The sequence below is a fragment of the Rhodococcus sp. MEB032 genome (assembly GCF_030208925.1).
Lineage (GTDB): Bacteria > Actinomycetota > Actinomycetes > Mycobacteriales > Mycobacteriaceae > Rhodococcus_F > Rhodococcus_F qingshengii.
In genome coordinates, this window is sequence record NZ_JARVSY010000055.1 from 52,018 (window position 1) to 77,079 (window position 25,062).

Annotated in this window: 24 protein-coding genes and 1 tRNA gene; 8 read left to right on the top strand and 17 right to left on the bottom strand. The window is 62.1% G+C overall.

Annotated elements, in window-relative coordinates; translation table 11 throughout:
* The first annotated feature begins 89 nt into the window (after positions 1–89).
* The 3 genes from QRN54_RS32380 to QRN54_RS32390 all read left to right on the top strand — a co-directional run bounded on the left by QRN54_RS32380 (position 90) and on the right by QRN54_RS32390 (position 2,344).
* Positions 90–446 carry a hypothetical protein gene (locus QRN54_RS32380; RefSeq protein ID WP_285183986.1) on the top strand — a complete coding sequence of 119 codons (357 nt, stop codon included), beginning with the start codon at positions 90–92 and terminating at the stop codon, positions 444–446.
* The gene (locus QRN54_RS32385) at positions 446–1,243 is read left to right on the top strand and encodes a hypothetical protein (RefSeq protein WP_285183987.1); all 798 of its coding nucleotides are present in this window, start codon (positions 446–448) and stop codon (positions 1,241–1,243) included. Before QRN54_RS32380 ends, QRN54_RS32385 begins: the two co-directional genes overlap by 1 nt.
* Positions 1,244–1,528: 285 nt before the next feature.
* Entirely contained in the window at positions 1,529–2,344 is an 816-nt protein-coding gene (locus QRN54_RS32390) for a hypothetical protein (RefSeq protein WP_285183988.1), read from the top strand.
* 70 nt (positions 2,345–2,414) lie between these two features.
* On the opposite strand, the gene QRN54_RS32395 is transcribed toward QRN54_RS32390, so the two are convergent.
* A complete protein-coding gene (locus tag QRN54_RS32395) occupies positions 2,415–3,143 on the bottom strand; it encodes a hypothetical protein (protein WP_285183989.1) in 729 nt (242 codons plus the stop codon).
* Between the two features lie 315 nt (positions 3,144–3,458).
* Positions 3,459–3,529, bottom strand: a tRNA-Cys gene (locus QRN54_RS32400).
* 233 nt (positions 3,530–3,762) lie between these two features.
* Between QRN54_RS32400 and QRN54_RS32405 the strand changes: the two genes are divergently transcribed.
* Entirely contained in the window at positions 3,763–5,031 is a 1,269-nt protein-coding gene (locus tag QRN54_RS32405; RefSeq protein WP_100084653.1) for a multidrug effflux MFS transporter, read from the top strand.
* Here the strand turns inward: QRN54_RS32405 and mraY are convergent.
* Complete coding sequence (gene mraY, locus QRN54_RS32410; protein ID WP_003941316.1) at positions 5,028–6,104, bottom strand: phospho-N-acetylmuramoyl-pentapeptide-transferase; 1,077 nt, start codon at positions 6,102–6,104, stop codon at positions 5,028–5,030. The genes QRN54_RS32405 and mraY overlap by 4 nt on opposite strands.
* A gap of 85 nt (positions 6,105–6,189) precedes the next feature.
* On the opposite strand from mraY, the gene QRN54_RS32415 reads away from it, so the two are divergent.
* Complete coding sequence (locus tag QRN54_RS32415; protein WP_054825961.1) at positions 6,190–6,723, top strand: MarR family winged helix-turn-helix transcriptional regulator; 534 nt, start codon at positions 6,190–6,192, stop codon at positions 6,721–6,723.
* Between the two features lie 92 nt (positions 6,724–6,815).
* On the opposite strand, the gene QRN54_RS32420 is transcribed toward QRN54_RS32415, so the two are convergent.
* The 11 genes from QRN54_RS32420 to QRN54_RS32470 all read right to left on the bottom strand — a co-directional run bounded on the left by QRN54_RS32420 (position 6,816) and on the right by QRN54_RS32470 (position 18,436).
* Complete coding sequence (locus QRN54_RS32420; RefSeq protein ID WP_285183990.1) at positions 6,816–7,592, bottom strand: enoyl-CoA hydratase; 777 nt, start codon at positions 7,590–7,592, stop codon at positions 6,816–6,818.
* Positions 7,592–8,485, bottom strand: a complete 894-nt coding sequence (gene mmsB / locus QRN54_RS32425; RefSeq protein WP_003941308.1) for a 3-hydroxyisobutyrate dehydrogenase — start codon at positions 8,483–8,485, stop codon at positions 7,592–7,594. Before mmsB ends, QRN54_RS32420 begins: the two co-directional genes overlap by 1 nt.
* Before the next feature lie 23 nt (positions 8,486–8,508).
* Positions 8,509–9,567, bottom strand: coding sequence for an enoyl-CoA hydratase/isomerase family protein (locus tag QRN54_RS32430; RefSeq protein ID WP_042923165.1), 1,059 nt, complete (start codon positions 9,565–9,567; stop codon positions 8,509–8,511).
* Positions 9,564–10,724 (bottom strand): isobutyryl-CoA dehydrogenase, encoded by a 1,161-nt coding sequence (locus QRN54_RS32435; protein WP_007726145.1) that lies wholly within the window; start codon positions 10,722–10,724, stop codon positions 9,564–9,566. The genes QRN54_RS32430 and QRN54_RS32435 overlap by 4 nt, the downstream gene beginning before the upstream one ends.
* Before the next feature lie 14 nt (positions 10,725–10,738).
* The gene (locus QRN54_RS32440) at positions 10,739–12,289 is read right to left on the bottom strand and encodes a CoA-acylating methylmalonate-semialdehyde dehydrogenase (protein WP_042445510.1); all 1,551 of its coding nucleotides are present in this window, start codon (positions 12,287–12,289) and stop codon (positions 10,739–10,741) included.
* A gap of 129 nt (positions 12,290–12,418) precedes the next feature.
* Complete coding sequence (locus QRN54_RS32445; protein WP_050655248.1) at positions 12,419–13,141, bottom strand: copper homeostasis protein CutC; 723 nt, start codon at positions 13,139–13,141, stop codon at positions 12,419–12,421.
* A 1-nt stretch (position 13,142) separates the two neighbouring features.
* Entirely contained in the window at positions 13,143–13,922 is a 780-nt protein-coding gene (gene nagB / locus QRN54_RS32450) for a glucosamine-6-phosphate deaminase (protein WP_007726140.1), read from the bottom strand.
* A complete protein-coding gene (locus tag QRN54_RS32455) occupies positions 13,910–15,151 on the bottom strand; it encodes an N-acetylglucosamine-6-phosphate deacetylase (RefSeq protein WP_285183991.1) in 1,242 nt (413 codons plus the stop codon). Before QRN54_RS32455 ends, nagB begins: the two co-directional genes overlap by 13 nt.
* Entirely contained in the window at positions 15,148–16,821 is a 1,674-nt protein-coding gene (gene ptsP / locus QRN54_RS32460) for a phosphoenolpyruvate--protein phosphotransferase (protein WP_285183992.1), read from the bottom strand. Before ptsP ends, QRN54_RS32455 begins: the two co-directional genes overlap by 4 nt.
* Positions 16,821–17,090, bottom strand: coding sequence for an HPr family phosphocarrier protein (locus QRN54_RS32465; protein ID WP_065456343.1), 270 nt, complete (start codon positions 17,088–17,090; stop codon positions 16,821–16,823). Before QRN54_RS32465 ends, ptsP begins: the two co-directional genes overlap by 1 nt.
* A gap of 2 nt (positions 17,091–17,092) precedes the next feature.
* The gene (locus tag QRN54_RS32470) at positions 17,093–18,436 is read right to left on the bottom strand and encodes a PTS transporter subunit EIIC (RefSeq protein ID WP_003941307.1); all 1,344 of its coding nucleotides are present in this window, start codon (positions 18,434–18,436) and stop codon (positions 17,093–17,095) included.
* A 327-nt stretch (positions 18,437–18,763) separates the two neighbouring features.
* Here QRN54_RS32470 and QRN54_RS32475 point away from each other — a divergent pair, with 327 nt between their 5' ends.
* Both QRN54_RS32475 and QRN54_RS32480 read left to right on the top strand, forming a co-directional pair.
* Positions 18,764–18,994, top strand: a complete 231-nt coding sequence (locus QRN54_RS32475; protein WP_003941324.1) for a PTS sugar transporter subunit IIB — start codon at positions 18,764–18,766, stop codon at positions 18,992–18,994.
* Complete coding sequence (locus QRN54_RS32480) at positions 18,991–19,449, top strand: PTS sugar transporter subunit IIA (RefSeq protein WP_019749215.1); 459 nt, start codon at positions 18,991–18,993, stop codon at positions 19,447–19,449. Before QRN54_RS32475 ends, QRN54_RS32480 begins: the two co-directional genes overlap by 4 nt.
* Before the next feature lie 55 nt (positions 19,450–19,504).
* Here the strand turns inward: QRN54_RS32480 and QRN54_RS32485 are convergent, their stop codons facing one another.
* The 3 genes from QRN54_RS32485 to QRN54_RS32495 form a co-directional block, all read right to left on the bottom strand.
* Positions 19,505–20,254 carry a GntR family transcriptional regulator gene (locus QRN54_RS32485; protein ID WP_007726130.1) on the bottom strand — a complete coding sequence of 250 codons (750 nt, stop codon included), beginning with the start codon at positions 20,252–20,254 and terminating at the stop codon, positions 19,505–19,507.
* Positions 20,255–20,404: 150 nt separating this feature from the next.
* Entirely contained in the window at positions 20,405–21,178 is a 774-nt protein-coding gene (locus tag QRN54_RS32490; RefSeq protein ID WP_285183993.1) for an SWIM zinc finger family protein, read from the bottom strand.
* On the bottom strand, positions 21,175–23,991 hold the full coding sequence (locus QRN54_RS32495) for a DEAD/DEAH box helicase (protein WP_285183994.1): 2,817 nt from the start codon (positions 23,989–23,991) through the stop codon (positions 21,175–21,177). Before QRN54_RS32495 ends, QRN54_RS32490 begins: the two co-directional genes overlap by 4 nt.
* A gap of 63 nt (positions 23,992–24,054) precedes the next feature.
* Between QRN54_RS32495 and QRN54_RS32500 the strand changes: the two genes are divergently transcribed.
* Positions 24,055–24,975, top strand: a complete 921-nt coding sequence (locus QRN54_RS32500; protein ID WP_285183995.1) for an NADP-dependent oxidoreductase — start codon at positions 24,055–24,057, stop codon at positions 24,973–24,975.
* Positions 24,976–25,062 lie beyond the last annotated feature (87 nt).

A 25,062-nucleotide genomic window follows, 5' to 3' on the forward strand; every position in this document is an offset into this window, starting at 1 on the left:
CCGGGCCGGTACCGAATTGTCGGTTGGATCTGTGATAATTCAGACGCTGTCCACAACGGGAGAGCGCTTGTCCATTCCAGGAGTTCAGTTTGGCTACATTCTCCCCGCAAGGGCAGGCAGAGTTCGACAAAAAGCTTGCGGCGTACAAGGTCGATCTCCTCAAGGAGGCCGATCGACGTGAAGCAGACACGCGCTTCGGTGGCGGACCGCAAGAAATCACCGCCCAGCACGTCGGCAACGCCGACTTGCTGATTCGGCAAGGAATGCTAAAGCGAAAGCGCCATTGGGGCGAGAGTTTTCTCGTTTTGGGTTCACCGGGAGGCGCATTCGCTGCCGGGTGGGCCACCAACAATTTGAATACTGGACTGGGCGTTCTAGTACTCGTCATTGCAGTCGTGGTTGCACTCGGCTGCGAAGCCGTGCGCTATGTAAGAGGAGCAGCGTAATGACGGATGGAGACATGAACAGGGTTACCGACAGTGCGCGCCAGGCGCTTGCGATGCATCTGCAGGACGAGTCTGAGCGACTAATCCGCTTAGCAAAAGTCAAAAAGGCCGAAGCCGGAGAAATCGGACCTGTCAATGTTGCCGACCTGATCGCAGTTCTGCCCACTGACCGATACTCTTCTGACGACAAAGTCATGTTTGACAATTTGCTCGTCAGGCAGCAGGAGCGACGTTCACGGCTCGCACGAGTACTGCATATCTACAGCATTTTTGGCGTACTGATCGCGATATTCGGCCTCGGCTACGCCTTGTTCGTGCAATTTGGTCCAAACCTCGACCCACGAACCACAGTGGGATTTGCCGCCGCTGCGACAGGTTTGAGCATTGCAGCAATCAGCTACTACGCAGCATCTGAATTCTTGCTTCGGAAGAACACCTCCACACCGCGAATGACGCGTCCCCCTCTCGACCCGGCAGACGACATCTCAGCAAAGAGCATATTTATTGACGAATGGTCGATGCTAGAAAAGGGACTGCGGCGGCGTGCGCGAGAATTCATGCAGGTAGATCAGTTTGGAATCATTGATATGATCGCAACTCTGATCAGTCATGGTGTCATCGATTCGGACGATGCCGAGATAATCCAGACCAGCCTCTCGATTCGAAATAGGTTGGTACACGACTATGACGCCGAATTCAGCCAATCTACATTGTTCCGTGTCGCGAACGACTTGCGCTATCTGAGAGCAAAGCTAGGTGCATCAGGTTCCAGTTCCACAGACCGTTCGCCCTACTGAACCCACCGATTCGGCCATCCGCTGTGCATGACCTGTTGAAGTAAAAATCTTCCCGACCGGCTGCTTTTCCTCGACATGAGGGGCAGACCCAGCCTGATTGCTTACCAAGGTAGGTGCGTCCGTCCAAGAATGTCCCTGGCGTGACCTGGAAACCAGTCGCCACTCAAGCACGCCTCCCAAACACACTCCAGCCACGCACTTCACTTGAAATGTAGGTTCTAAATCTTCCCGCAGTGCGGAAAGCTCAATCCGATCTCGTTGGCCCTGAATGCGAGGATAGTCAGTATGCCCGTAGACAACTCGAATCCCTCACTTATTTCGCAGATTCCGGGGTGGCTAACAAGTTCTATCATCGCCGCGGTAATTACCGTCGTGGTAGGGACCATTCTAACGGTCAAGTTCTGGCAGCCGATATGGCGGACAATCTCCAGGCAACATCCGGTTTACGTTCACGTCGAGACGGATCCCGCAGTGCTTTTCGCAAACGCTGAGTACGATTGGATCACTTTCTCACAGTTCGTTCCCTTGCAACTTCCTGAGATCCCGCCGCCGCCTGGAGGTTTCGCCACAGAGATGGGTGCATGGGCAGCCAACCTCGGCGGATTCCCTGCTCGGCACTGCAATTACGGAGTCACCCTCACTGCAAGGGAAGGCAGGCATGTGGTGGTGAGTGCGTTCCGTGTGCAGGCCAAAGCTGTAGACCTACCCTCTGGCAGTGTCGTGACTAAGGGTGTTGGAGGTGCATCGATGGAGTTTCGTCGTATACAAATTGACCTCCACACACAGCACGCGAGAGCGTCATATGTGGAAATGGGCGGCACCCCTGGTAGCCCGTTCGAATTTCAGTTAGCTCCGGGTGAGTCTGCGAAATTCAATCTGCTAGTAGATGCCAGCACCGACGAGCACGTTGATATGTACGAGTGGTGGGGAAATCTTGATCTTCTCGTTGATGGGAAACGCCGTACACTTCGGATTGGCCGAGGATGGTGGGCGCGGAAGTTCAATCGAGGGCGCGACTTCAAGCTTGTGAACGCCGGTCGCAGACCCACATACATGCATATGCCCGGTTCCGCTGCAGACTGGGAGCCGTCTCCGTTTTAGTGCCTTCAACTGGCCCGGATCGGAACCACATTGTCGGTCGGCGATGGCTGTCCGAGCGCACCCAGTGCTGTCATCGCGTCGGCATGGTCGTCTTGGAACAGGTGCGCGTACACGCCCAACGTGACGTTGGTATTTGCGTGGCCCATGAACTTGGACAACACGAACGGTTGAATCCCAGCCGCGATGCACAGACTGGCGTCGCGGAACCGGATGCTAGGTAATGACTCTCGGTCGAGAGAAATGTCTTTCCCATGTGTGGGGGTCGAGTGAGGCCATCAGAGCCGTTCCACAGCCCGAACACCCGATGCTTCTCGGGACTGAGCAGTTCCGTTGGATTGAACAGTCGATTGAGAATTGCGGTATTCACATTCTTGTTGTCTGCCTCAAGAATTCGAGTTACCACCGACCGCACCTGTTCCTCGCTCGCGTCGCGCAAGAATTTCCAACTGAAGCGGGTCGCCTTGTCGTAGTCCTTCAATGTGTACCCGAGTAGCAACGCCTCGGCACCTTCGCGGACGCCCTGCGGCACACCAAATTCCGACGCCTCTTCGATTGATTCGCTCCCGATGGACTGCGGCACTGCATCCGCGATAGCGGTTGTGCCGTAGGACAGCAGCGATGCGATGCGTGTGCGTCCGTTGTTGTAGAGAATCAGCGCCTGACTGACTTCGGCGTAGATCACGTTCAGGTCGACACCGTCAGCGGTCTGGTTAACGCGGACGTCGCCCTCGGTGGCGTATCCGCTATCACCGCCGAAGATGGGATTGAGGTACGGGTCGCGTGCGAGCTGAGTATTCATCTGATTCTCCGTATTCGGTGCGAGGCTGATTTATGAATCACCCGCGCGCAGCGCGGATGGGTGGCCTATTGCCGAGTCGGGGTAATTGCTGAGGGACGCCCTCCAAGCAACTAGCAGTACGGCCGTAACTGTACCGCCCAGTTTGTGCACATGCGGCCTTCGTCCGGTACCTCCGTGGTACCTCCGGGTGCGCAAAATGAACGGTATTCATTAGGTGGCAGCCGCTCAGCAAAAGGTCCGCATTCTCAGCGCTTCTAAGTCTCTCACCTGCGAATACAAATCGGGGCCGACCATATTGGCCAGCCCCGACGTCCGAGCGGATGACGGGATTCGAACCCGTGTGAACGGCTTTGCAGGCCGGTGCCTAGCCACTCAGCCACACCCGCGTCAGTGAGTAACTCTGCCCCGAGTCGCGGCGCCGAACCACAGTTCCGCTCAGCATGATTCGAGTGCAATCCCACCAACTGTTCCAGTCTCTGGGAAAACCGTGAGCCCTTCGGGAACAAATCGGTCAGTCTCGATGCTGACTCCCTCGGTGGGCGCAGGTCATTCGATTGCGGCCCGACTTTCGACCGAACGACCGAGCAGTTCGCCAGACCAAGACAACCCAGAAGGTTTCATGAGTGCCGAGAACACCGCCATCGCCCCGCCTGTGAAGGCAGCTCCGCTCTTGGAGACGGCCCCGCTGGATACGAGCAGTGTCGACCGCAAGCCGAGCGTCGGGAAGATTCTTGCCCTCGGTTCCATGACCGCGCTCGGGCCCTTCACCATCGACATGTACCTGCCCGCGCTGCCGGATATCGGCGCCGATCTCGGAGTCTCGTCGTCAACGGTTCAGCTGACGATCACCGGAACTCTCATCGGCCTCGCACTCGGACAGCTGTTGGTCGGGCCGCTCTCGGACACTCTCGGCCGCAAAAAGCCGCTGCTTGCCGGAATCGGCGTCCATATCCTGGCTTCGCTGCTGGCGGTCTTCGCACCGAGCATCGCGGTCCTCGGCATCCTGCGGGTTTTCCAGGGCATGGGCGCGGCGGCCGCGGCAGTGGTCACCATGGCGATCGTGCGCGACCTCTACAGCGGTAACACCGTTGCCGTCGTGATGAGCCGGCTGATGCTCGTGCTCGGCGTTGCGCCGATCCTGGCGCCCAGCATCGGTGGCGCCCTCCTCGTCGCCCTCGACTGGCGCGGGATCTTCGTCGTCCTGGCACTGATCGGCGTCGGCACAGCGATGATCGGTGCGTTCGGACTCTCCGAAACACTGCCGAAGGAAAAGCGTCGCCCGAGCGGATTGACGTCGGTTCTCCGAACCTACGGTTCGCTGCTCGGCGACCGCACGTTCATGGTCCTCACGCTCGTCTCCAGCGTCGGCATGGCGTCGTTGTTCGCGTATGTCTCGGGCGCGTCGTTTGTCTATCAGGATCAGTACGGCCTCAATCAGCAAGAGTTCGCACTGCTCTTCAGTGCGGGCGCTATCGCGTTGATCGGCGCTTCCCAGGTCAACGTCCGACTGCTCGACCGGTGGACTCCTCAGCAGATCACCAAGTGGGCCCTCGTGGCTGCCGTTGTCTCCGGGGCCGTCGTCATTGCTGTCGCGGTCCTGGAACTGGGCGGGCTCGCCGGATTCGTGATCGCACTGTGGGTCATGGCCGGTGCCATCGGGTTCGTTCTGCCCAACGCCCCGGCACTGGCGCTCGCTCGTCACGGCGAAGCGGCCGGTACTGCCGCCGCAATGCTCGGGGCATTCCAGTTCGGCGTCGGTGCGGCCATCGCGCCGGCAGTCGGCCTACTGGGAAACACGAGCACAGCCCTGGCCGTCACGATGACGGCGTGTGTGTCGCTCGGCCTGATCGCTCTTCTGGCTACGACCCGAAAGAGTGAATCGGTCTAACCGGCAGCGGAGAACCACTCGCTGTAGAAGGTGGCAAGTCCCAGGACGCACGAGATCGCGACGAAGATCCAGAATCTTGCGATCACGACGGTTTCCGGCCAACCGAGTAACTCGAAGTGATGATGGATCGGGGCCATCTTGAATACGCGTCGACCGGACGATCGGAAGACCAGAACCTGGATGATCACCGACAGGATCTCAGCGACGAACAGGGCGCCGATGATGACCATCAGCAGCTCGGTGTGCGTCGTGACGGACAGGCCGACAACCAGGCCGCCGAGTGCCAAGGAGCCGGTGTCGCCCATGAAGATCTGAGCCGGGGCGGCATTCCACCAGAGGAAGCCGAGGCACGCCCCGCCTGCGGCGGCAGCGACGATCGCTAGATCCAGGGGGTCACGAACGTCGTAGCAACCGGCGGCAGGCTCGAGGACACACGAGTTCCGGTACTGCCAACCGGCGATGACGACGTAGGTACCGAGGATCATGCCCATCGACCCGGCCGCGAGACCGTCGAGGCCGTCGGTGAAATTGACGGCGTTGGACCAGGCGAACACCAGAATGCAGAAGAAGACCACGAATCCGATGGCACCCATGGAGAACACCGAGATGTCACGAACATGGGACAGGTACTGGCTTCCGGGAGTGACTCCGTTGTTGTTGGAGAACTGCAGGAACAAAATGCCGAAGATGATGGCACTTGCCAGCTGACCGACAGTCTTTGCCGTCTTGTTCAGCCCGAGATTGCGCTTCTTGCGAATCTTGATGAAGTCGTCGAGAAAGCCGACGATTCCCAGTGACGTCGCCAGCGCGAGAACCAGCCAACCGGATGCAGACAGCCGCGGTAGCCGCGAGCCGAAACCGATGATGTGTGCCGCCAGGTAGCCCGCCCACATGCCTGCGATGATCGCGATGCCGCCCATTGACGGGGTGCCACGCTTGCCCTGATGGCTCTGCGGACCCTCGATCCGAATCTCGTGCCCGAGCCCCTGCCGCGAAAGCACACGAATGAGAAACGGAGTCAGGAAGAGCGCGACGAACAACGAGACGCCACCCGCTACGAGGATTGAAATCACCCGTGGGACTCTACAGACGTAAGCGGCTGCGACACACAATCAGACAAGGCACCCGACCGCTTGCCAACATGGGATGATCGAACCTATGTCTCCCCCCGCGCCGCTCCCCCTCGACCCCATCGAAGAGGCGCATCGTCAGTGGACGGAGCACGGGTGGAGCGACGTCGCCGACGGTATGGCTGCGGTCACGTCGGTGATGCGTGCACAGCAGATCATGATGGCGCGGGTCGAAGAGGTACTCAAGCCGCTCGGGTTGACCTTCGCTCGCTACGAACTGCTGACGCTTCTCACCTTCACCAGGTCGGGCGCACTCCCGATGGCCAAGGCGAGCGCCCGACTCCAGGTTCACCCCACCAGCGTCACCAATGCCGTCGACCGTTTGGAGAAAGCGGAGTTGGTCAGGCGGGTCCCGCATCCCAGCGATCGCCGTGCGACGCTCATCGAGATCTCCGACGCGGGTCGCGCGCTGGCCCTCGAAGCCACCGAAATGCTCAACAGCAAGGTGTTCGCTCACCCCGGACTCCAGCAGGACAAGCTCGAGCAATTGGTGACGATCCTCACTGAACTTCGCAAGACTGCGGGTGACTTCGACACCGGCGGCGCACCGACCAAGTGGTGAACCGACCACCCGTACACACAAAGAAACTGCCCTCACACTCTCGACGAGTGTGAGGGCAGTTTCAGCGCTGTGAAATTCGGCGCTGTTGAAATTCAGCGATGCTTGAATTCTGCCGACCGCTTCTCCACGAACGCGGTCATGCCTTCCTTCTGATCCTCCGTCGCGAAGGTCGAGTGGAACACCCGACGCTCGAAGCGGACGCCCTCGGCGAGGGTGGTCTCGAAGGAGCGGTTGACTGCTTCCTTGGCCATCATCGCAATCGGCAGCGACATCTCGGCGATGGTGGTTGCGGTCTTCAGGGCATCGTCGAGCAGATCGGCGGCCGGAACGATCCGGGCAACCAGGCCTGCACGTTCGGCTTCTTCTGCGTCCATGTTGCGGCCGGTGAGGCACAGCTCCATGGCCTTGGCCTTGCCCACGGCGCGCGTAAGGCGCTGCGAGCCACCGATACCCGGAATGACACCGAGCTTGATCTCGGGCTGGCCGAACTTCGCGGTATCCGAAGCGATGATGAAATCGCAGAGCATCGCCAGTTCGCAGCCACCACCGAGCGCGTATCCGGAGACGGCGGCGATCAGCGGCTTACGAGCTGCTGCGACGCGATCCCACGGGGTGAAGAAATCCTCGACGTATGCGTCCATGTACGTCTTGGACTGCATTTCCTTGATGTCGGCACCGGCGGCGAAGGCGCGCTCGGAACCGGTGATCAGGATGGCTCCGATGCCGCTGTCCGCTTCGAGGTCGGAAACCGCGGCGACGACCTCGTTCATCAGCTCGGAGTTCAGCGCGTTGAGAGCCTTCGGGCGGTTGAGCGTGATGACGCCGACGCGACCCTTACGCTCGAGGATGATGGTGTTGAAGTCGGTCACTACTGTCCTTCGGTCGAACGGTCACGGATGTCGTTGATGATGGCAGAGAAGTCCTGACCGCCACCGCCCGCGGCATGGAAGCGACTGTAGAGTTCGGCGGCCTTGAGTCCGATCTCCGCATCGACGCCGTTGTTGCGCAGCGCATTTGCTGCCAGACCCAGGTCCTTGTCCATCAGTGCAACAGCAAAGCCAGGCTGGTAGTCGTTGTTGGCCGGGCTGGTGGGCACAGGTCCCGGTACCGGGCAGTTGGTGGTCAGTGCCCAGCACTGCCCCGAGGCGTTGGACGCCACGTCGAAGAGCGCTTGGTTGCTCAGGCCGAGCTTTTCGCCCAACACGAACGCCTCGCTGATCGCGATCATCGAAATGCCGAGGATCATGTTGTTGCAGATCTTGGCTGCCTGGCCGACACCGGCGTCGCCGCAGTGAACGACCTTGCGGCCCATCACGTCCAGCAACGGTGACGCGGCTTGGAAGTCAGCCTCGGAACCGCCGACCATGAATGCCAGCGTGCCTGCGGTAGCCCCGACGACTCCACCGGAGACCGGTGCGTCGACGCTGCGGTGACCGGCCGCTTCGGCCTTGTCGTGTGCCTCGCGGGCGTCGGCGACGTCGATGGTGGAACAGTCGATGAACAGCGTGCCCGGTGTTGCCACCGGCAGCAGCTCTTCGTACAGACCCAGAACGTGCTTACCGCTCGGCAGCATCGTGATCACGACGTCGGCACCGCGAACGGCGTCGACCGCCGAATCCGCCACCGATGCACCGTCTTTGACTGCCTGCTCCAGCGCCGCAGGTGCCAGGTCGAAACCGACGACCTTGTGTCCGGCCTTGACGAGATTGGCCGCCATCGGGCCACCCATGTGACCGAGTCCGATAAATCCAATGGTGCTCATTAGTGATGCTCCTTCGGCGGTGATCAGTTGCCTTGCGGTTGAGGGGCGAGTCCGAGCTCGTTGTCGCCCAGCGGGGCGAAGTAGGCGTCGACGGATTCTGCCGTGACGTCGTCGAGAGTTGCCGGCAACCACTTCGGGTTTCGGTCCTTCTCCACGACCTGGGCGCGAATGCCCTCGACCAGATCGTGTGAGGCGAGCGCAGCGGTCGAGACCCGGAACTCCTCGTTGAGGACTTCTTCCAAGCTTGCTGCTTCCTTGGCATGCCGCAGAGATCGCAGGGTCACCGACAGTGCAATCGGGGACTTGCCGAGAATCTGCTCCGCTGCCTTCTCCGCTTCGGGGATTCCACTTGCGCGAAGACGCTCGACGATGGTGGATACGTCGTCGGCGGAGTACGCGGCGTCGATCCAGCTCTGCTGGGCCAACAGTTCCGACACCGGAGCCGGCTCCGCGTACTGCGCCACGGCGTCGGCAACCGAAGACGACGCGAGTGCGGCGATGAACGTCTCGATGTTCTCCGACGGGATGAAGTGGTCAGCGAAACCTGCTGCGATGGCATCGCCGGCGCTCAGTCGTGCCGTGGTGAGCGCGATGTGCGTCCCGAGTTCACCGGGAGCACGCGAGAGCAGGTAAGTTCCGCCCACGTCTGGAATGAAACCGATTCCGGTCTCGGGCATTCCAATCATCGAGCGCTCGGTCACGATGCGAATGTCGCCGTGTGCGGACACTCCGACGCCACCGCCCATGACGATCCCGTCCATGATCGCGACGTACGGCTTCGGGTAGTTCGCGATCTCGGAGTTGAGGATGTACTCCTCACGCCAGAAGTCGAGCGAACCGGTCTTGCCGTCCTTGGCGTCATGGTAGATCGAGACGATGTCGCCGCCGGCGCACAGACCACGCTCGCCGGCGCCCGTGAGTACGACTGCCTTGACGTCGTCGTCGGACTTCCATTCCTCGAGGGCCTTGGCCATCGCCTTGACCATCGAGTGGTTGAGGGCATTGATCGCCTTGGGACGGTTGAGAGTGATGAGCCCCAGTCCGTCACGCTTTTCGATCAATACCTCGAGCTCGTCGCTCATGCTGCTCCCTGCTTTCCCTGACCTGATGCGACCACGCTGCGGGCGATGACCACCCTCATGATCTCGTTGCTGCCTTCGAGGATCTGATGAACCCGGAGATCGCGGACGATCTTCTCGATCCCGTACTCAGCAAGATAGCCGTACCCGCCGTGAAGCTGGAGGGCCTTGTTGGCTACGTCGAATCCGGTGTCGGTGGCAAAGCGCTTGGCCATCGCGCACAACTCCACGACGTCGGACGCTCCGTCTTCGAGCGCGGCGGCGGCGCGCCACAGCAACGTCCTGGCCGCTTCGAGTTCGGTACGCATGTCGGCGAGCTGGAACTGCAGGGCCTGCGACTCGATCAGTGCCGAACCGAAAGCTTTGCGGTCCACCAGATATGCGACTGCCTTCTCCAGCGCTGCCTGGGCCCCACCGACCGAGCAGGCGGCGATGTTCAGCCGGCCGCCGTTGAGACCCTTCATGGCGATGCGGAAGCCGCTGCCCTCTTCACCGAGCATGTTGGCGGCAGGAACTCGCACGTCTTCGAAGATCACCTGACGGGTGGGCTGCGCGTTCCAGCCCATCTTGACCTCGTTGGCACCGAACGACAGTCCGGGCGAATCCTTGGGCACGATGAACGCCGAGATCCCCTTGGCACCGGCAGATCCGGTGCGCGCCATCACGACGTACACGTCGGAAGTGCCTGCGCCGGAAATGAACTGCTTGACGCCGTTGAGGATGTAGTCGTCGCCGTCACGAACGGCCTTGGTGCTCAAGCCCGCAGCATCGGAGCCAGCGCCGGGTTCGGTGAGGCAGTAGCTGCCCAGTTGATCCATCGAGCAGAGTCCGGGGACCCACTTGTGGCGCTGTTCGTCGTTGCCGAACTGGTCGATCATCCACGTGACCATGTTGTGGATGGAGATGTACGCGGCGATCGACGGATCGCCCTTGGCCAGCTCTTCGAAGATCCGGGCAGCGTCGACGCGACTCAGCTCACTGCCACCCACGTCTTCACGAATGTAGATACCGCCCATTCCCAGGGACGCCGCCTTACGGAGGACGTCCACCGGGAAATGCTTGGTCTGATCCCACTCCACTGCGTTGGGCGCCAGATGCTCGGCCGCGAAGTCGCGGGCAGTGTCACGAATCGCCCGCTCGTCATCGGTCAGAGTAAACATGGAAAGTGTTCCGATCAGTTCATCGTGGGGATGACGAAGTGGTTGTCAGGAGCGGAGTCTACGGAGCGACCCTCCTGACCTGCTTCCTTCTTGCCGGAAGGCCAGCGCTGCGTCACGGTCTTGGTCTTGGTGTAGAAGCGGAAGGAGTCGGGACCGTGCTGGTTCAGGTCACCGAATCCGGAGCGCTTCCAGCCACCGAAGGTGTGGTACGCGATCGGGACCGGGATCGGCACGTTCACGCCGACCATGCCGACGTTGACGCGAGCGGTGAAGTCACGCGCGGTGTCGCCGTCGCGGGTGAAGATGGAGACGCCGTTGCCGTACTCGTGTTCGGTCGGAAGACGCAGTGCCTCTTCGTAATCGGCAGCGCGGACCACCTGAAGGACGGGTCCGAAGATCTCTTCCTTGTAGATGCGCATGTCCGAGGTGACGTTGTCGAACAGGGTTGCGCCGGCGAAGAATCCACCTTCGTGGCCTTCGAGGGTGAAGCCGCGGCCGTCGACGACTGCCGTTGCGCCCTCGTCGATGCCGATCTGCACGTAGTTGTTGACGCGGTCGAGGGCATCCTGGCAAACGAGCGGTCCGAAATCGACGCCTTCGTCGTCACTGCGACCGATCTTGAGCTTCGCGACGCGCTCCTTCAGCTTCGCGACAAGAGCGTCCGCGGTCTCCTCGCCGACGGGAACGGCAACCGAGATGGCCATGCAACGCTCGCCGGCGCTGCCGTAGCCCGCACCGATCAGGGCGTCGGCAACCTCGTCGAGGTCGGCGTCCGGCATGACGATCGCGTGGTTCTTGGCGCCACCGAAGCACTGTGCGCGCTTGCCGTGAGCTGCGGCCGTCTCGTAGATGTACTGAGCGATCGGCGTGGAGCCGACGAAGCCGACGGCCTTGATGCGATCGTCGGTGAGCAGAACGTCGACAACTTCCTTGTCACCGTTGACCACGTTGAACACACCCGCGGGCAGTCCGGCCTCGAGGAAAAGCTCGGCCAGGCGCAGCGGCACGGAGGGGTCGCGCTCGGAGGGCTTGAGGATGAAGGCGTTACCGGCGGCGAGGGCGGGGCCGGCCTTCCACAGCGGGATCATCGCGGGGAAGTTGAAGGGCGTGATACCGGCGACGACGCCGAGCGGCTGACGCATGGAGTACACGTCGATGCCGGTGCCGGCACTCTCGGTGAATTCACCCTTGAGCAGGTGCGGAGCGCCGACGGCGAACTCGATGACCTCGAGGCCGCGCTGGATGTCACCCTTGGCGTCGGCGACGGTCTTGCCGTGCTCGGACGAGAGGAGGCGGGCCAGAGAATCCATCTCGGCCTGAGCGAGCTGCAGGAACTTCATCAGCACGCGGGCACGCTTCTGCGGGTTGAACGCTGCCCACACCTGCTGCGCCTCTTCGGCATTGGCGATGATGGCTTCGGTCTCGGCCTTGCTCGCGAGGGGAACGCGGGCCTGCACCTTGCCGGTGTTGGGATCGAACACGTCCGCAAATCGATCAGATGTCCCGGGAACACGCTTGCCACCGACGAAGTGCGTCAACTCGTGAACCGTCGCATTTTCAACCATTGTGCTAACCCGTTCCTTGCTCGTATGGACCGCCCAGGAGGCAGCAGTGAATATGTCTACCATCCTATAGTTGGATGTCCATGTATGTCTAGAGCCCAAGGGCTGTGCGCCTTTATTAACCGCGGGGGGTTAATAAAGGCGCACAGCGCGGAGCGCGGCTGCCGCTTCCTGCGCGACTACTGCATCGGTGACGTCGTATCCGTCCGATCCCCCACCAGGTCCGCCGGAAACTGCGACAACCTTGCGCGCCGAGAGATGCACCGCATCGACGCCGACGGCAGCGATTGCCGGGATGTCGTCGACGGTTATTCCGCCACCGGCCATGATCTGGATCCGGCCCGCGGCATGTTCGACCATTCGACCGATCTCGTCGAGTCCCTCATTGCAAGTGTCCGCACCCCCGGACGTCAGCACGCGGGTCACGCCCAGGTCGATCAGTTCGTCCAGCGCGGTCAGACGGTCGGTCACCACGTCCATCGCACGATGTACTGTCACCTCGACTCTCGCCCGGTCCACGCATCCGATGATGCGGCGCAGCACGACGGTGTCGATCGAATTGTCTTCTGTCAGCGCGCCGATCACGATGCCGGAAGCTCCACCGGCCACAGCAGCATGTACGTCGTGCTCCATCACCCACACTTCGTCGGGTGAGAACACAAAACCTCCGGCGCGCGGACGGATCAGCGGGTGAACCGCGATCCCCACTTCCGACACAGCCTCGATCACTCCGATGCTGGGCGTCAATCCCCCCGTCGGGCCGAGTGCCGCACACAACTCGACTCGAGTCGCTCCCACCGAACGCGCGATCCTCGCCCCCCGCACGTCCTGCACAGCCAGCTCCAGAACCGTCATGTCAGAAGGACTGCCACGACGGCTTGTGTTCGAGCGCATACCGGTAGTAGTCGGCAAGTTTGAGTGAACTGGCCGCAGCTTCGTCGATGACGACGGTGACATGGCGATGCAATTGCATCACCGAAGCCGGGCAGAAAGCAGACAACGGACCTTCGACGGCAGCGGCGATCGCGTCAGCCTTGCCTTCTCCGGTCGCGATCATCACCAGATGCCTTGCATCGCTGATGGTTCCGAGCCCCTGGGTGAGCACGTGATGTGGGACGTCGTCCACACCGTCGAAGAAGCGTGCGTTGTCGATCCGGGTCTGCTCGGTCAGCGTCTTCACGCGGGTTCTCGAGGTCAACGACGACCCTGGCTCGTTGAAGCCGATGTGGCCGTCGGTACCGATGCCGAGCAACTGCACGTCCACTCCCCCGGCCGCCGCGATGCTCTGGTCGTACCGGGCGATCTCCTGCTCCGGGCACGGCGCTTCACCGTTGGGACTGGACACCATCGCCGGATCCAGGTTGACGTGATCGACGAATTCCGACCGAATCACCGAGTAGTACGACTGCGGATGGCGTTTCGGCAATCCCAGGTACTCGTCGAGCAGGAATGCCCGAGCCAGCGAGAAGTCGAGTTCGGCATCGCGATGCCTCGCTGCCAGTTCACGATAGGTTCCGATCGGCGACGACCCCGTTGCGAGACCGAGCGTCGTCGCCCCGGCTCTGACGTAGCCTTCGACGATGTCCGCGACGGTCGAGTCGACCTCCGCGGGTGTCGGCTGAATTACGATTTCCATGATTTTTCCTTTCCGGCGGCTTTTCCGCCGAGTAGTACACGCCCCAGACGCAATTGACGATCGGTGACCAGGATGTCGGCTCGGCAGCCCACGGCCAGCGATCCGATCAGGTCGCCGAGCCCCAGCAGATGCGCTGGGCTCCGAGTTGCCGCTGCGACAGCATCTTCCAGCGCGACGCCGCCGTCGAAGACGGTGCTGCGCAGGACGTCGAGCAACCTCGCGGTCCCTCCGGCGATCGCGCCGACCGAGCCGTCGGTCGTCGCGAGCCGCGCGACGCCCGCCTGTACGGTGACGTCGAGCGCACCGAGTTGGTAGTCGCCGTCGTCCATTCCCGCAGCGGCCATCGAATCGCTGACCAAGGCGATCTGGTCCGGTCCGACAGCGTCGAAGACCATCGACACGGTCTCGGGCGCAAGATGCACACCGTCTGCGATCAGTTCCACCACCATCTCGCCTCTCGCGGCAGCCGCCAGGCACGCCGCGACGGGACCCGGAGATCGATGATGCAGGGGCGGCATCCCGTTGAAGAGGTGGGTCGCGCTGATCTGTCCGGCCCAATCCCCGTGCACCGCAGCATCGATGCGCGCCGACGTCGTTGCCGCGTCGGCATCGGTGTGACCGAAACTCGGCACGATGTTGCGATGACGCATGATCGCGAGCAACTCTTCGAAATTCTCGGTCTCGGGCGCCAAGGTCATGGACCGCACGGTCCCACGCGCGGCGTCACACACGACTTCGAGCAGATCCGGATCACCGGGAATGATCGCCGCCGGATCCTGGGCACCGCAGCGGACGCCGTTGATGAACGGCCCCTCGAGGTGGATACCCAGAAGTTCTCCGCGTTCGACCAGATCGGCGAGCATCGTTGCTTGTCGCACCAGATCTGCGCGCGGTGCGGAGACCAGGCTGGCCAGCATTCCGGTCGTGCCGTGCTCGCAATGGTGCGCCGCCGCGCGGCTCGCTCCATCGGCGTCGGTGTTCGGGAAACCAGCACCCGCGGCGCCGTGGCTGTGGACATCGATCAAGCCGGGCATGATCACCGCGTCGGTGCGTTCCGGAATGACGACGACGGGTGTGGACGCCACATAGTCCGCAGCCGAGCCGACCCAACTGATCTTTTCGCCGTCCACGACGACGACTCCGTCGTGAATCCTCCCGGCCGGAGATCCGATCACAGTTCCCCGCAATACGATCGGATCGCCGACAGTAGCCGAGCCTGATGTACTCATGCCGACTCGCGAATCCGCGCGACGGCCGCTCTACCCTCGATCGGGTTTCGCGCGCCCCGCGCCGCCGCGGCCATGTCCTTGCACACCGCCAGATCGAGAGAGGCCAGTTGCGCGCGAACTGCGCCCAATGCCGGGACCGACATCGACAGACTCGTCACGCCCAAACCGACCAGAACCGGAGCCAACAGCGGGTCAGACGCGGATTCTCCGCACACACCAACAGGTTTCCCGGCATCGGCGCCAGCCTGACCGACCATCGCGATCAGATCGAGGACCGCCGGCTGCCACGGATCGAGCAGTTGCGCCAGACCTCCGGCCATACGATCCACGGCGCAGGTGTACTGGCTCAGATCATTGGTACCGATACTGACAAAATCGAGGTGCTCGAGGATATCCTTCGCCCGCAACGCTGCAGCTGGAACCTCGATCATTGCTCCGACCTTGCCGATCCCCCGCGAACGCGCAAGTTCTGCAAAGTCTTTCGCCTCGTCGGCCGTAGCTACCATCGGCGCCATGACCCACAGATCGGCGCCCGTCGCATCGCCTGCCGCCGCGAGGGCGTCGAGCTGGCTGATGAGCGTGTCGGGATAAACCGTGCCGACACGGAGCCCGCGAATACCAAGGGCCGGATTCTCCTCGACCCCGAGATCGAGAAACGGCAACGGCTTGTCCGAACCCGAATCGAGAGTGCGGACCACCACCTTCTGTCCGGCGAAGTGCCCGAGCACCGACGCGTACGTCTGTGCTTGCTCCTCCACCGACGGTGCGTCGTGACGCCCGAGATACGAGAATTCGGTACGAAACAGTCCGACGCCCTCGCAATCCGCCGCTCCGGCCCGCGCGGCGTCCTCGAGGGTTCCGATGTTGGCCGACAACCTCACCGCGAACCCGTCACGCGTGCGTCCTGGACCCTGTGCCGAAGCCGACTGCTCTGCCACGAACGATGCTTCGAGGACAGCGCGCTCGCGCGTTTCTGCCGAGGGATCGATGGTGACCGTCCCGGTGGTGCCGTCGAGGATGAGAAGTTTCCCCTCCGCCAGCAGATCGGTTCCCGAACAGTTGACCACGGCCGGGATTCCGAGCGACTTCGCCAAGATAGCCGTATGGCTGGTCGGACCTCCTTCGGCAGTCAACAATCCGACCACGTCACTGGTGCCCAGCGTCGCTGTATCCGCCGGAGCGAGGTCGCGCGCCACCAGTATGTACGGGTAACCGGGAGTGGGGATTCCGGGCATCGGCTCCCCGCGAAGAACGGCCACGGCTCGCTGCCCGAGATCGCGCAGATCGGTTGCCCGTTCGGCCATGTACCCGCCGAGCGCCGTGAGCTTTTCACAGAAGGCGTCGAAGGCAACTGCGACGGCGTGTGCGGTCGGCAGCCCCGATTCCAGGTTCGCCTTGGCCGCCTTCACGATGCCCGCGTCGCGCGCCATCGCAGCCGACGTCGTCAGGATCTCCGCGGAGACGCCCTCGACTGTCTTTGCACGCGAGAGCAATTCCTCCGCGACGGCGTCCAGTGCCTCACGGATCCTGATCAGCTCCGCCTCGGGACTGCCTGTGATCGGGTCCGACGCCGAGGTCGGCTCAGGCGTGGAGAATCGCAACCACGGCGCGCAGACCGAACCCGCGCTCACTCCGATACCCGCGATGCGGTTGTCCACACTCGCCGTCATCAGGCGTCGTCCAGTTCGGATGCGAGAAGCTCTGCGAGCGAACCGACCGCAGCGTCGGCGCCGTCACCGTCAGCACGCAAGGTCACCGAATCCCCGAATGCTGCACCGAGAGTCATGACAGACAACATGCTGGAGGCATCGACGGGTTCGCCGTCGCCGAGCGCGATGGTGACGTCTACCGGTAGATCGGCTGCGGCGCGCGCGAAGAGCGCTGCGGGTCGTGCGTGGAGTCCGACGCGGGATCCGATTGTCGTGGTTGCGATCGCCATGTTCAGCGTCCTTCCAGTTCCTTGTCGAGCTTGTTTTCCAGTTCGGCGACGAGCGGGGCGTCGGTGCGGCTGTCACCTTCGGCAGCCAGTGCCAGTTCGGCTTCGAGCAGCGCTGGGTCGGGCTCACCTGCAGCCACCTCGACCTCTTCTTCTCGTCCTGGCGTGCGCAGATTCCACTTCTTGATGACGAAGCTGAAAAGGAAGTAGTAGATCACGGCGTAGCCGAGTCCGATCGGGATCAACATCCATGCGTTGGTTGCCTTGCCGAAGTTCAACACGTAGTCGAAGAAGCCTGCGGAGAACGTGAATCCGTCGTGAATCCCGAGCGCATTGACCAAGGCCATCGACGTTCCGGTCAGGAGCGAGTGGATGACGTACAGGGGCCACGCGACGAACATGAAGGAGAATTCGAGCGGCTCGGTGATACCGGTGAGGAATGCGGTCAGGCCGGTGGAGAGCATGATGCCGCCGACGAGCTTCTTCTGAGAAGGCTTGGCGTTACGCCAGATTGCGAAGGCTGCAGCGGGGAGGGCGAACATCATGATCGGGAAGAAGCCGGTCATGAACGTACCGGCGGAGGGGTCGCCGGCGAAGAACCGGTTGAGGTCACCGCGAACGATTTGACCGCTCGCGTCCTGGTAGTCGCCGATCAGGAACCACACGGCGGAGTTCAAGATGTGGTGCAGGCCCGTGGGGATCAGGAGGCGGTTCGCTGCGCCGTAAATGCCGCCGCCCACAACAGTATTGGAAGCAACTGCTTCACCGACCCAGTTGAGGCCGGAGTTGAACAAGGGGTACACGAATGCCATCAGGACACCGACCACAAGACCGGTGATCGCTGTCAGGATGGGAACGAGCCTGCGCCCGTTGAAGAACCCGAGATAATCGGGAAGCTTCGTTCGATAGAACCGCTGCCACAAGATCGCCGACAGCAAGCCCATCACGATACCGGCGAGCACACCGTAGTTGATCAGGGATTGATCCCCGTTCGGGTCCGTCTTCCCTTCGAGGACGATCGGCGACATCGCCTTGAACACGCCGTCGATCACCATGTAGCCGACGACGGCTGCCAAGGCAGTCGATCCGTCGGCCTTCTTGGCCCAGCCGATCGCGATACCGACGGCGAAGATCAGCGGCAGCCACGTGAAGACTGCTTGTCCTGCCGCAGAGATCACTGCAGCAGCACTGTGCATCGAACTGAATCGCCCGAGCAGGTCGTCCTGGCCGAGGCGGAGCAAGATTCCCGCAGCCGGCAGAACGGCGATCGGAAGCATCAAGCTTCGGCCGAGGCGTTGAACCCCGGCGAACACTTTCGATTCCTTCTTCGGGGTGTCTTCGAGAGTCATCAAGGACCTTCTTCGTTCGCCGGGCCGCGTCGCGATCGGCCGCTGGTTCTGGAAATTCGGGTGTCGTACACGTGCAGGTTTCGTGAAAATGCAGGTCACGGTTCTTGCTCGGAAGTGAGGCCTAAACCGTTTTGTCGAAACTGTTGTGGAGCCGGACTTCCAACGGGTACTGTCCGGTCATAACCAGTTGTAGTTTTACCTGGTGGAGGCGAGTTGTCAACACCCAAATGTGACATACGTAACCGGGATAGCCTTGACCAGCAACTAGTCAGCCCACCTGTACGACCGTTCAACGATCACGACCAACCCGACAATCAGGAGCAGCAAATGTCGAAAGCGGAAGCAATCATCAAGGGCCTCGGCGGCGCAGAGAACATCGTCGAGATCGAGGCCTGCATCACCCGCCTGCGTACCGAGGTCAAGGACGGAGCGAAGGTGAACGAGTCCGCTCTCAAGGCTGCCGGCGCACACGGCGTACTCAAGGCCGGAACGGTTGTCCAGGTCATCGTCGGGCCCGAGGCCGACACCCTTGCCGAGGACATCGAGGACATCCTGTGACGGTCGTCCTCGCCCCGCTCCCCGGTCGGGTCGTCGCGCTCGCTGACGTACCGGACCCGGTGTTCGCTCAGCAGATGGTCGGCTCGGGCGTCGCGATCGAACCCGCTCGAGGTCAGGGCCCGCTCACGGTCGTGGCGCCGATCAGCGGAAAGATCCTGAAACTTCACCCCCACGCGTTCGTGATCTTCGGCGAGAAAGCCACCGGCGTGCTGGTCCATATCGGCATCGACACGGTCAAGCTCGAAGGCGACGGATTCACCCTCATCGCCGCCGAGGGTGACACCGTCGATGCGGGTGATCCCATTGTCAGCTTCGATCCAGCGCACATCGACACGACCGGTTACTCGGCGATCTGCCCGGTAGTCGTGATGGATTCCAAACCGGACACCGTCGAATCCCCTTCCGTCGGTGGGGACGTCGCCACTGGCGACACTCTGTTCGACTGGTCGGCGTAACGCAAAGGGCGAGCACACCGGAAGGTGTGCTCGCCCCTTTCGCTTCGAACGATGACTATTGGTCGCCGCGCGTTTTGGGCCGCGCTTGGCCCTGGACTTCCATCTGCAACTGGTAGCGGTCGGACCGGTACCAACTGCGAGTGTGCTCGACCGGTGCGATCTCGCTGAACGACACTCGATCGAAGTACAGAACCGGAGCGCCTTTACGAGTGCCGAGGAGAGTCGCGATCTCCGTACTGGCACCATCTGCACTGACTGTCTGCTCTGCCCGATCGATCGGCTTGTCGTACTTGTCGGCGGTTGCCCGATAGATCGAACCCGTCAAGTCCATGTCGAGTAAACCCGGCAACAGTTCGGGATTGAACCAGCCGTCGTCCACGCTCACCGGCTCGCCGTCGGCAAGGCGCAAGCGCTTGACGTGGTAACCGTCGGAACCCGGTCGCATATTCAGTGCGGCAGCAGTGTTTTCGGGGACCGGCCCCTGTTCGCTGACCAGGACCACTGTCGTGGGGTGATGCCCCTGGGCGCGCATTTCCTCGGTGAAGGATGCAAGGTGCAGCTTGGATTGGACAGCACGGTGCGCAACGAAGGTTCCCTTGCCACGCACGCGAACGAGGTGTCCGTCATTGACCAGTTGCCCGATTGCCTCGCGAACGGTGATCCGACTGACGCCGTAGTCCTGCATCAGGTTTCGCTCGCTGGTCATCAAGTCGCCAGGCTGGAGCTCTTGGGTGCACTTGCGCAGGAGAATGGTGCGCAACTGTTCGTGTTTGGGTATTGCGCTGTCGCGCAAATGAACGGGCATCACAGCGACTGTCCCTCCGAGAAATGAATAGTCGTCTATTCGCCGACGACAACGACCTGAAATCGCAGGCAGGTCCCGACCGGACCGGTCCAATTAACGATACTGGAATTTACGACAGGAAACTAGCACCCAGTCCGGAGTTGTCCGATTTCAACCGTCCAACCGTCGGTAGATGGACCGTATTTCGTCCAAGGCGACGTTCTGCTGAGCCATGTCCAATCCCAATGCCGCAACCGCCTCGCGCAACCGCCTGATATCCAGATCGTCGATCGCCGCGCGAAAAGGCACCTTCGGTAGCGTAGGGAGGGCAGCCGCGATTCCGAACCAATTCTCGACGTCCACCGAAACAGTCGACTCGTCTTCCACTCCCCCGATCAACTGCTCCAGGTCGACCCCGCGAAGTCTCAGCAACCTGAGCGGATCGGTGTCGATTCGCTCCGCGGTCAAGAACGCCACGGCCGCAGCGTGTTTGCACGGCCAACCGACATCGGGGCAGGTGCAGTCGAAGCGAAACGCCGACGGACCGTCCGGTATCAGTTGAGCAGCAAGCATGTCCGGCACAACGCCGGACACCAGTGCGGCAAGACTTCCCGGCACTCGGCGGATCTTGGTGATGATGTCGTCGATATCCGATTGATCAAGGGTGTCGATCGACAGCGTGGAAACGAACGGTTGAAGTTGGCTGCCCTGAACCTCGGCCGTCACCACTCCTGGTTCGATGTCGAGCGCCAAGACCTGACCCGAACGCGCATACGTACGCCCACGCGTGACACGAGGTTTGTCGCCGATCTCTTCGACGACCCGAACAAAAGCCTTGCCCCAGAACGTCCTCCCGAACGCTGGACGAGGCTTGACCGGCGCGGGTGCTCGCCGTCGAGGCCCGGTGTACTCACTGAAATCGGGGCCCTTACCGCGCGGACTCATTCGCCCACCGCGTCGTCGCTGAGTCGCAACAACTCGTCCAGTTGCTCGACGCTCATCTCCGTCACCCAGTTCTCACCCGTCCCGACTGCAAGTTCGGCGAGTTCACTTTTACTCGCGATCATCGTGTCGATTCGCTCTTCCAAGGTTCCGACGCACACCATCTTGCGTACCTGAACGTTCTTTCTCTGACCGATGCGGAAGACACGGTCCGTCGCCTGGTTCTCTACCGCCGGGTTCCACCATCTGTCGAGGTGAACCACATGGTTGGCCGCCGTGAGATTCAGACCCGTGCCGCCGGCCTTGAGCGAGAGCACCATGATGGGCGGGCCGCCTTCACCTTGGAATGCCTCGACCATTGCGTCGCGCCCGGCTTTCGACACTCCGCCGTGGAGAAACGGAACTTCGGTGGTGAACCGGTCGGCCAGGTACGGCACCACCAATTCGCCGAACTCACGAAACTGTGTGAACAACAGAACCTTCTCGTCGTCGCCGATGACCGACTCGACGATGTCCTCGACCAGTCCGAGCTTTCCCGAACGGTGTTGCCCGCGGCGCATCACCGGCGAACCGTCGCGCAGGAAGTGCGCGGGATGATTGCACACCTGTTTGAGTTTGGTCAGCGCAGACAGGACGGCGCCCTTGCGCTTCATCCCTTCCGTCCCCTTGATCTGCGCCATCATCTCGTCCACCACGGCGCGGTACAACGCGGCCTGCTCTTCGCTGAGATTCGCTCGAACCGTCATCTCCAACTTCTCCGGGAGATCCGCGATCACGGCGGGATCGGTCTTCACGCGCCGCAGCACAAAGGGGGACGTGACGGCTCGCAGTCGCGAGACGGCAAGCTGATCTTTTTCCCGCTCGATCGGTACGACAAACCTTTTGCGGAACATCTGCTCCGAGCCGAGTACACCGCGATTGGCAAAATCGAGGATTGACCGCAGCTCGTCCAGTCGGTTCTCCACCGGCGTTCCGGTCAGAGCAACGCGATGATCCGCGGGGATGCTGCGAGCAGCTCTCGCCTGAGATGTCTTGGCGTTCTTGATGTGTTGAGCCTCGTCGAGCACTACGCGCCGCCAGTCGAGATCCTTGAGGGCCGCGACGTCGCGGGTCATGAGCGCGTAGGTGGTGATCACGAGGTCACTCTCACGAACTGCCTGTTCCAACTCCGCCCCGGTAGCGCGATCCGAACCGTGATGAACGTAGACGCGCAAGCTCGGCACGAATCGCGCCGATTCACGCTGCCAGTTACCCACAACCGACATCGGGCACACCAAAAGGGTTGCTGTCTTGGACTTCTCGTGCGCAAGTAACGCCAACAGTTGCAGCGTCTTACCCAGACCCATGTCGTCGGCCAGTACCGCGCCGAGCCCGAGGGCACTCATGTACGCCAACCAGTCGAGACCGCGTCGTTGATACGGACGCAAAGTCGCGTTGACCGTCGACGGTACCGCGACCTGCCGCGGAGCCACCGACTGGTCGAGCAGTGCCGAAGCCCATCCGGTTGCCTTCACTTCCTCGACCGGCAGGTCTTTGAGGTCGTCGGCGATCAAATCCTTGATCAGATCGACGATCGCTCGGTCCCCGCTCGCGTGCCGCTGACTGACAAAACGAGCCGCGCGGGCCAGGACGTCTTTGTCCGCCTGAACCCACTCGCCGCGCAACTGGACCAGATCGGACTTCGCATCGACGAGTCGGGTCATTTCCTCGGCGGTGAGTACCTTGTCTCCGAGCGCCAATTCCCAATCGTATTCCAGCAATTGGTCCATACCGACCGTACGATTCTCCGCAACGATCGGAGATGCCGCCGAGGTCACGCGCACACGCAGGGATGGAGACACCACGTTCCATGCGCGAGGAAGCAGCAGCGTGATCCCTCGCTCTCGCAGGACAATCGCGCCGTGTCCGACCAGGTCCATCACGACAGGTGTGGGCAGCAACAGGTCGAGGCTGTCCTCGTCACGCGGCACGTCGCGAAAACGTGGGTAAGCCTTGATTGCGTCTTCGAGTTTGCGGCTGCCGAGCTGGATACGTTTGGGATCTGCCCGGTGCAGTCGAACACGTTCGGGCGCTTCACCTTCAGGACGCAAACACACTTGCAGACGCCACAGCGCATCGTCGTCGGGATCGGAATTGTCGTCGAGTTCAGGCTCGATCAGCCGCAGAACCAAGTCCGGCTCTCCGGCGGTGAACGTCGACCCCCATTCGGCGAGTCCCTCGGCCGCTCGTACCGACACGTCGTCGAAAGCGTCCCCGGACAACACGGCCTGCCACAGCGGGGTCTGCACCACCGGATGTGAGTCCCCGAGAGCACGACGAACGATCGGGTCCGTGAGTTCGTTCGTGATGTCTTCGATCGTCGCCCTCGGCGAACCGACCGCCCGCTGCACCGGCGGCATCGCCACGACCAGTTCGCCGATCCAGGCGCGCTGGCGTTCCCCCACCGACAACTGCCAGCGTGGCCACCAACTTCCTTCAGCCCGCGTCAGTGCGGGGACCACCCGTCCGGCGCGCACCCACCGGTCTATTCCTCGCGCCACATGTACGAGAAAGTGCAGGTCTCCCGCAATTCGCTGATCGTCGGCCTTGAACCGCAGCAGGAGATCGACTGCGTCCGGCGGCGCCAACGCAACAGCTGCGTACTCACTGTGCAAAGGCCCGCCAGGTACGGGCGGCATAGCGACATTCGCACGATGACGGAACTTGCGGTGCAGGACAGCACTGACCGGATCACGGGGATCGTCGGTCCCGGCACCGTCGTGCCCGTCGACCCACAGTTTGAGCCCCGATCCCGGTGACCAGAGTCCATGCAGCATCCGACCATCCAATCAGGTGCCACCGACACCACTTCCGGCCTACCGGGCAATAGGCTGGCAGGCATGACGACGGCATACGGCTTCACCGAGTACGGCGGACCGGACACACAGTCCTACTTCGACGTCACCTTGCCCCCACCGGGTGCCGGCCAACTGCTGGTCTCGGTCCGCGCGGCGGGTGTCAACCCAGCTGACTGGAAAGTTCGTGCGGGTACTCGAAAAGACACTGTCCCGGTGACGCTGCCTGCGGTTCTGGGTCGCGAAGTGTCCGGTGTTGTCATCGGAGTAGGTCCGCGGGTCACCGAGTTCGAGGTCGGCGACGAAGTGTTCGGCGCTACCGCGACCGGCTTCGGCGGCTACGCCGCGTCGACATTGCTCAACGTCTCCTCGACAGCACACAAGCCGCCTACCGTGTCCTGGGCCGATGCCGCAGTGCTGACGGTTGCGGCAGGAACGGCCTACGACGCACTCCACGATCTCGGTCTGAAACCCGGGGCGACACTCCTGCTGCTCGGCGCCGGCGGCGGCGTTGGTCGCAGCACGATCGCGCTTGCACTGGCGCGGAGTATCAACGTGATCGGTGTCGCGAGCGAGTCCAAGAGAACCGCGATCGAGGAAGCGGGAGCACGTTGGGTTGCGTCGGGGGACGGCTTCGCAGACGACGTGTCCGCGTTGTCCCCAGTCGGAGTGGACGCGGTTTTCGACCTGGTCGGCGGGGACACTCTCACTCGCGGCGCTGAGCTCGCCCGACCGGACGCACCGATCCTGAGCATCGCCGATCCTCTGGCTGCGATCCGACTCGGCGGCGGTGGTGTCGAACGCCGAAGAACTACAGCAGTATTCACGGAGGTCGCGGCGCTCGTGGCCGACGGGATCCTCGACCCGTCCGTGTCCGGGCGGTACCCATTCTCCCGCGCTGGGGAAGCGCTCGCTGCAGTCGAAGACGGCCATGCCGCCGGCAAAGTGGTGATCGAGTTCGGCTGATTCCTGTCGGCCCCCGATGGTTCAATCACCGTCTACGACGGACGGCGTTGAATCACCGTCTACGACGGACGGCGTTGAATCACCGTC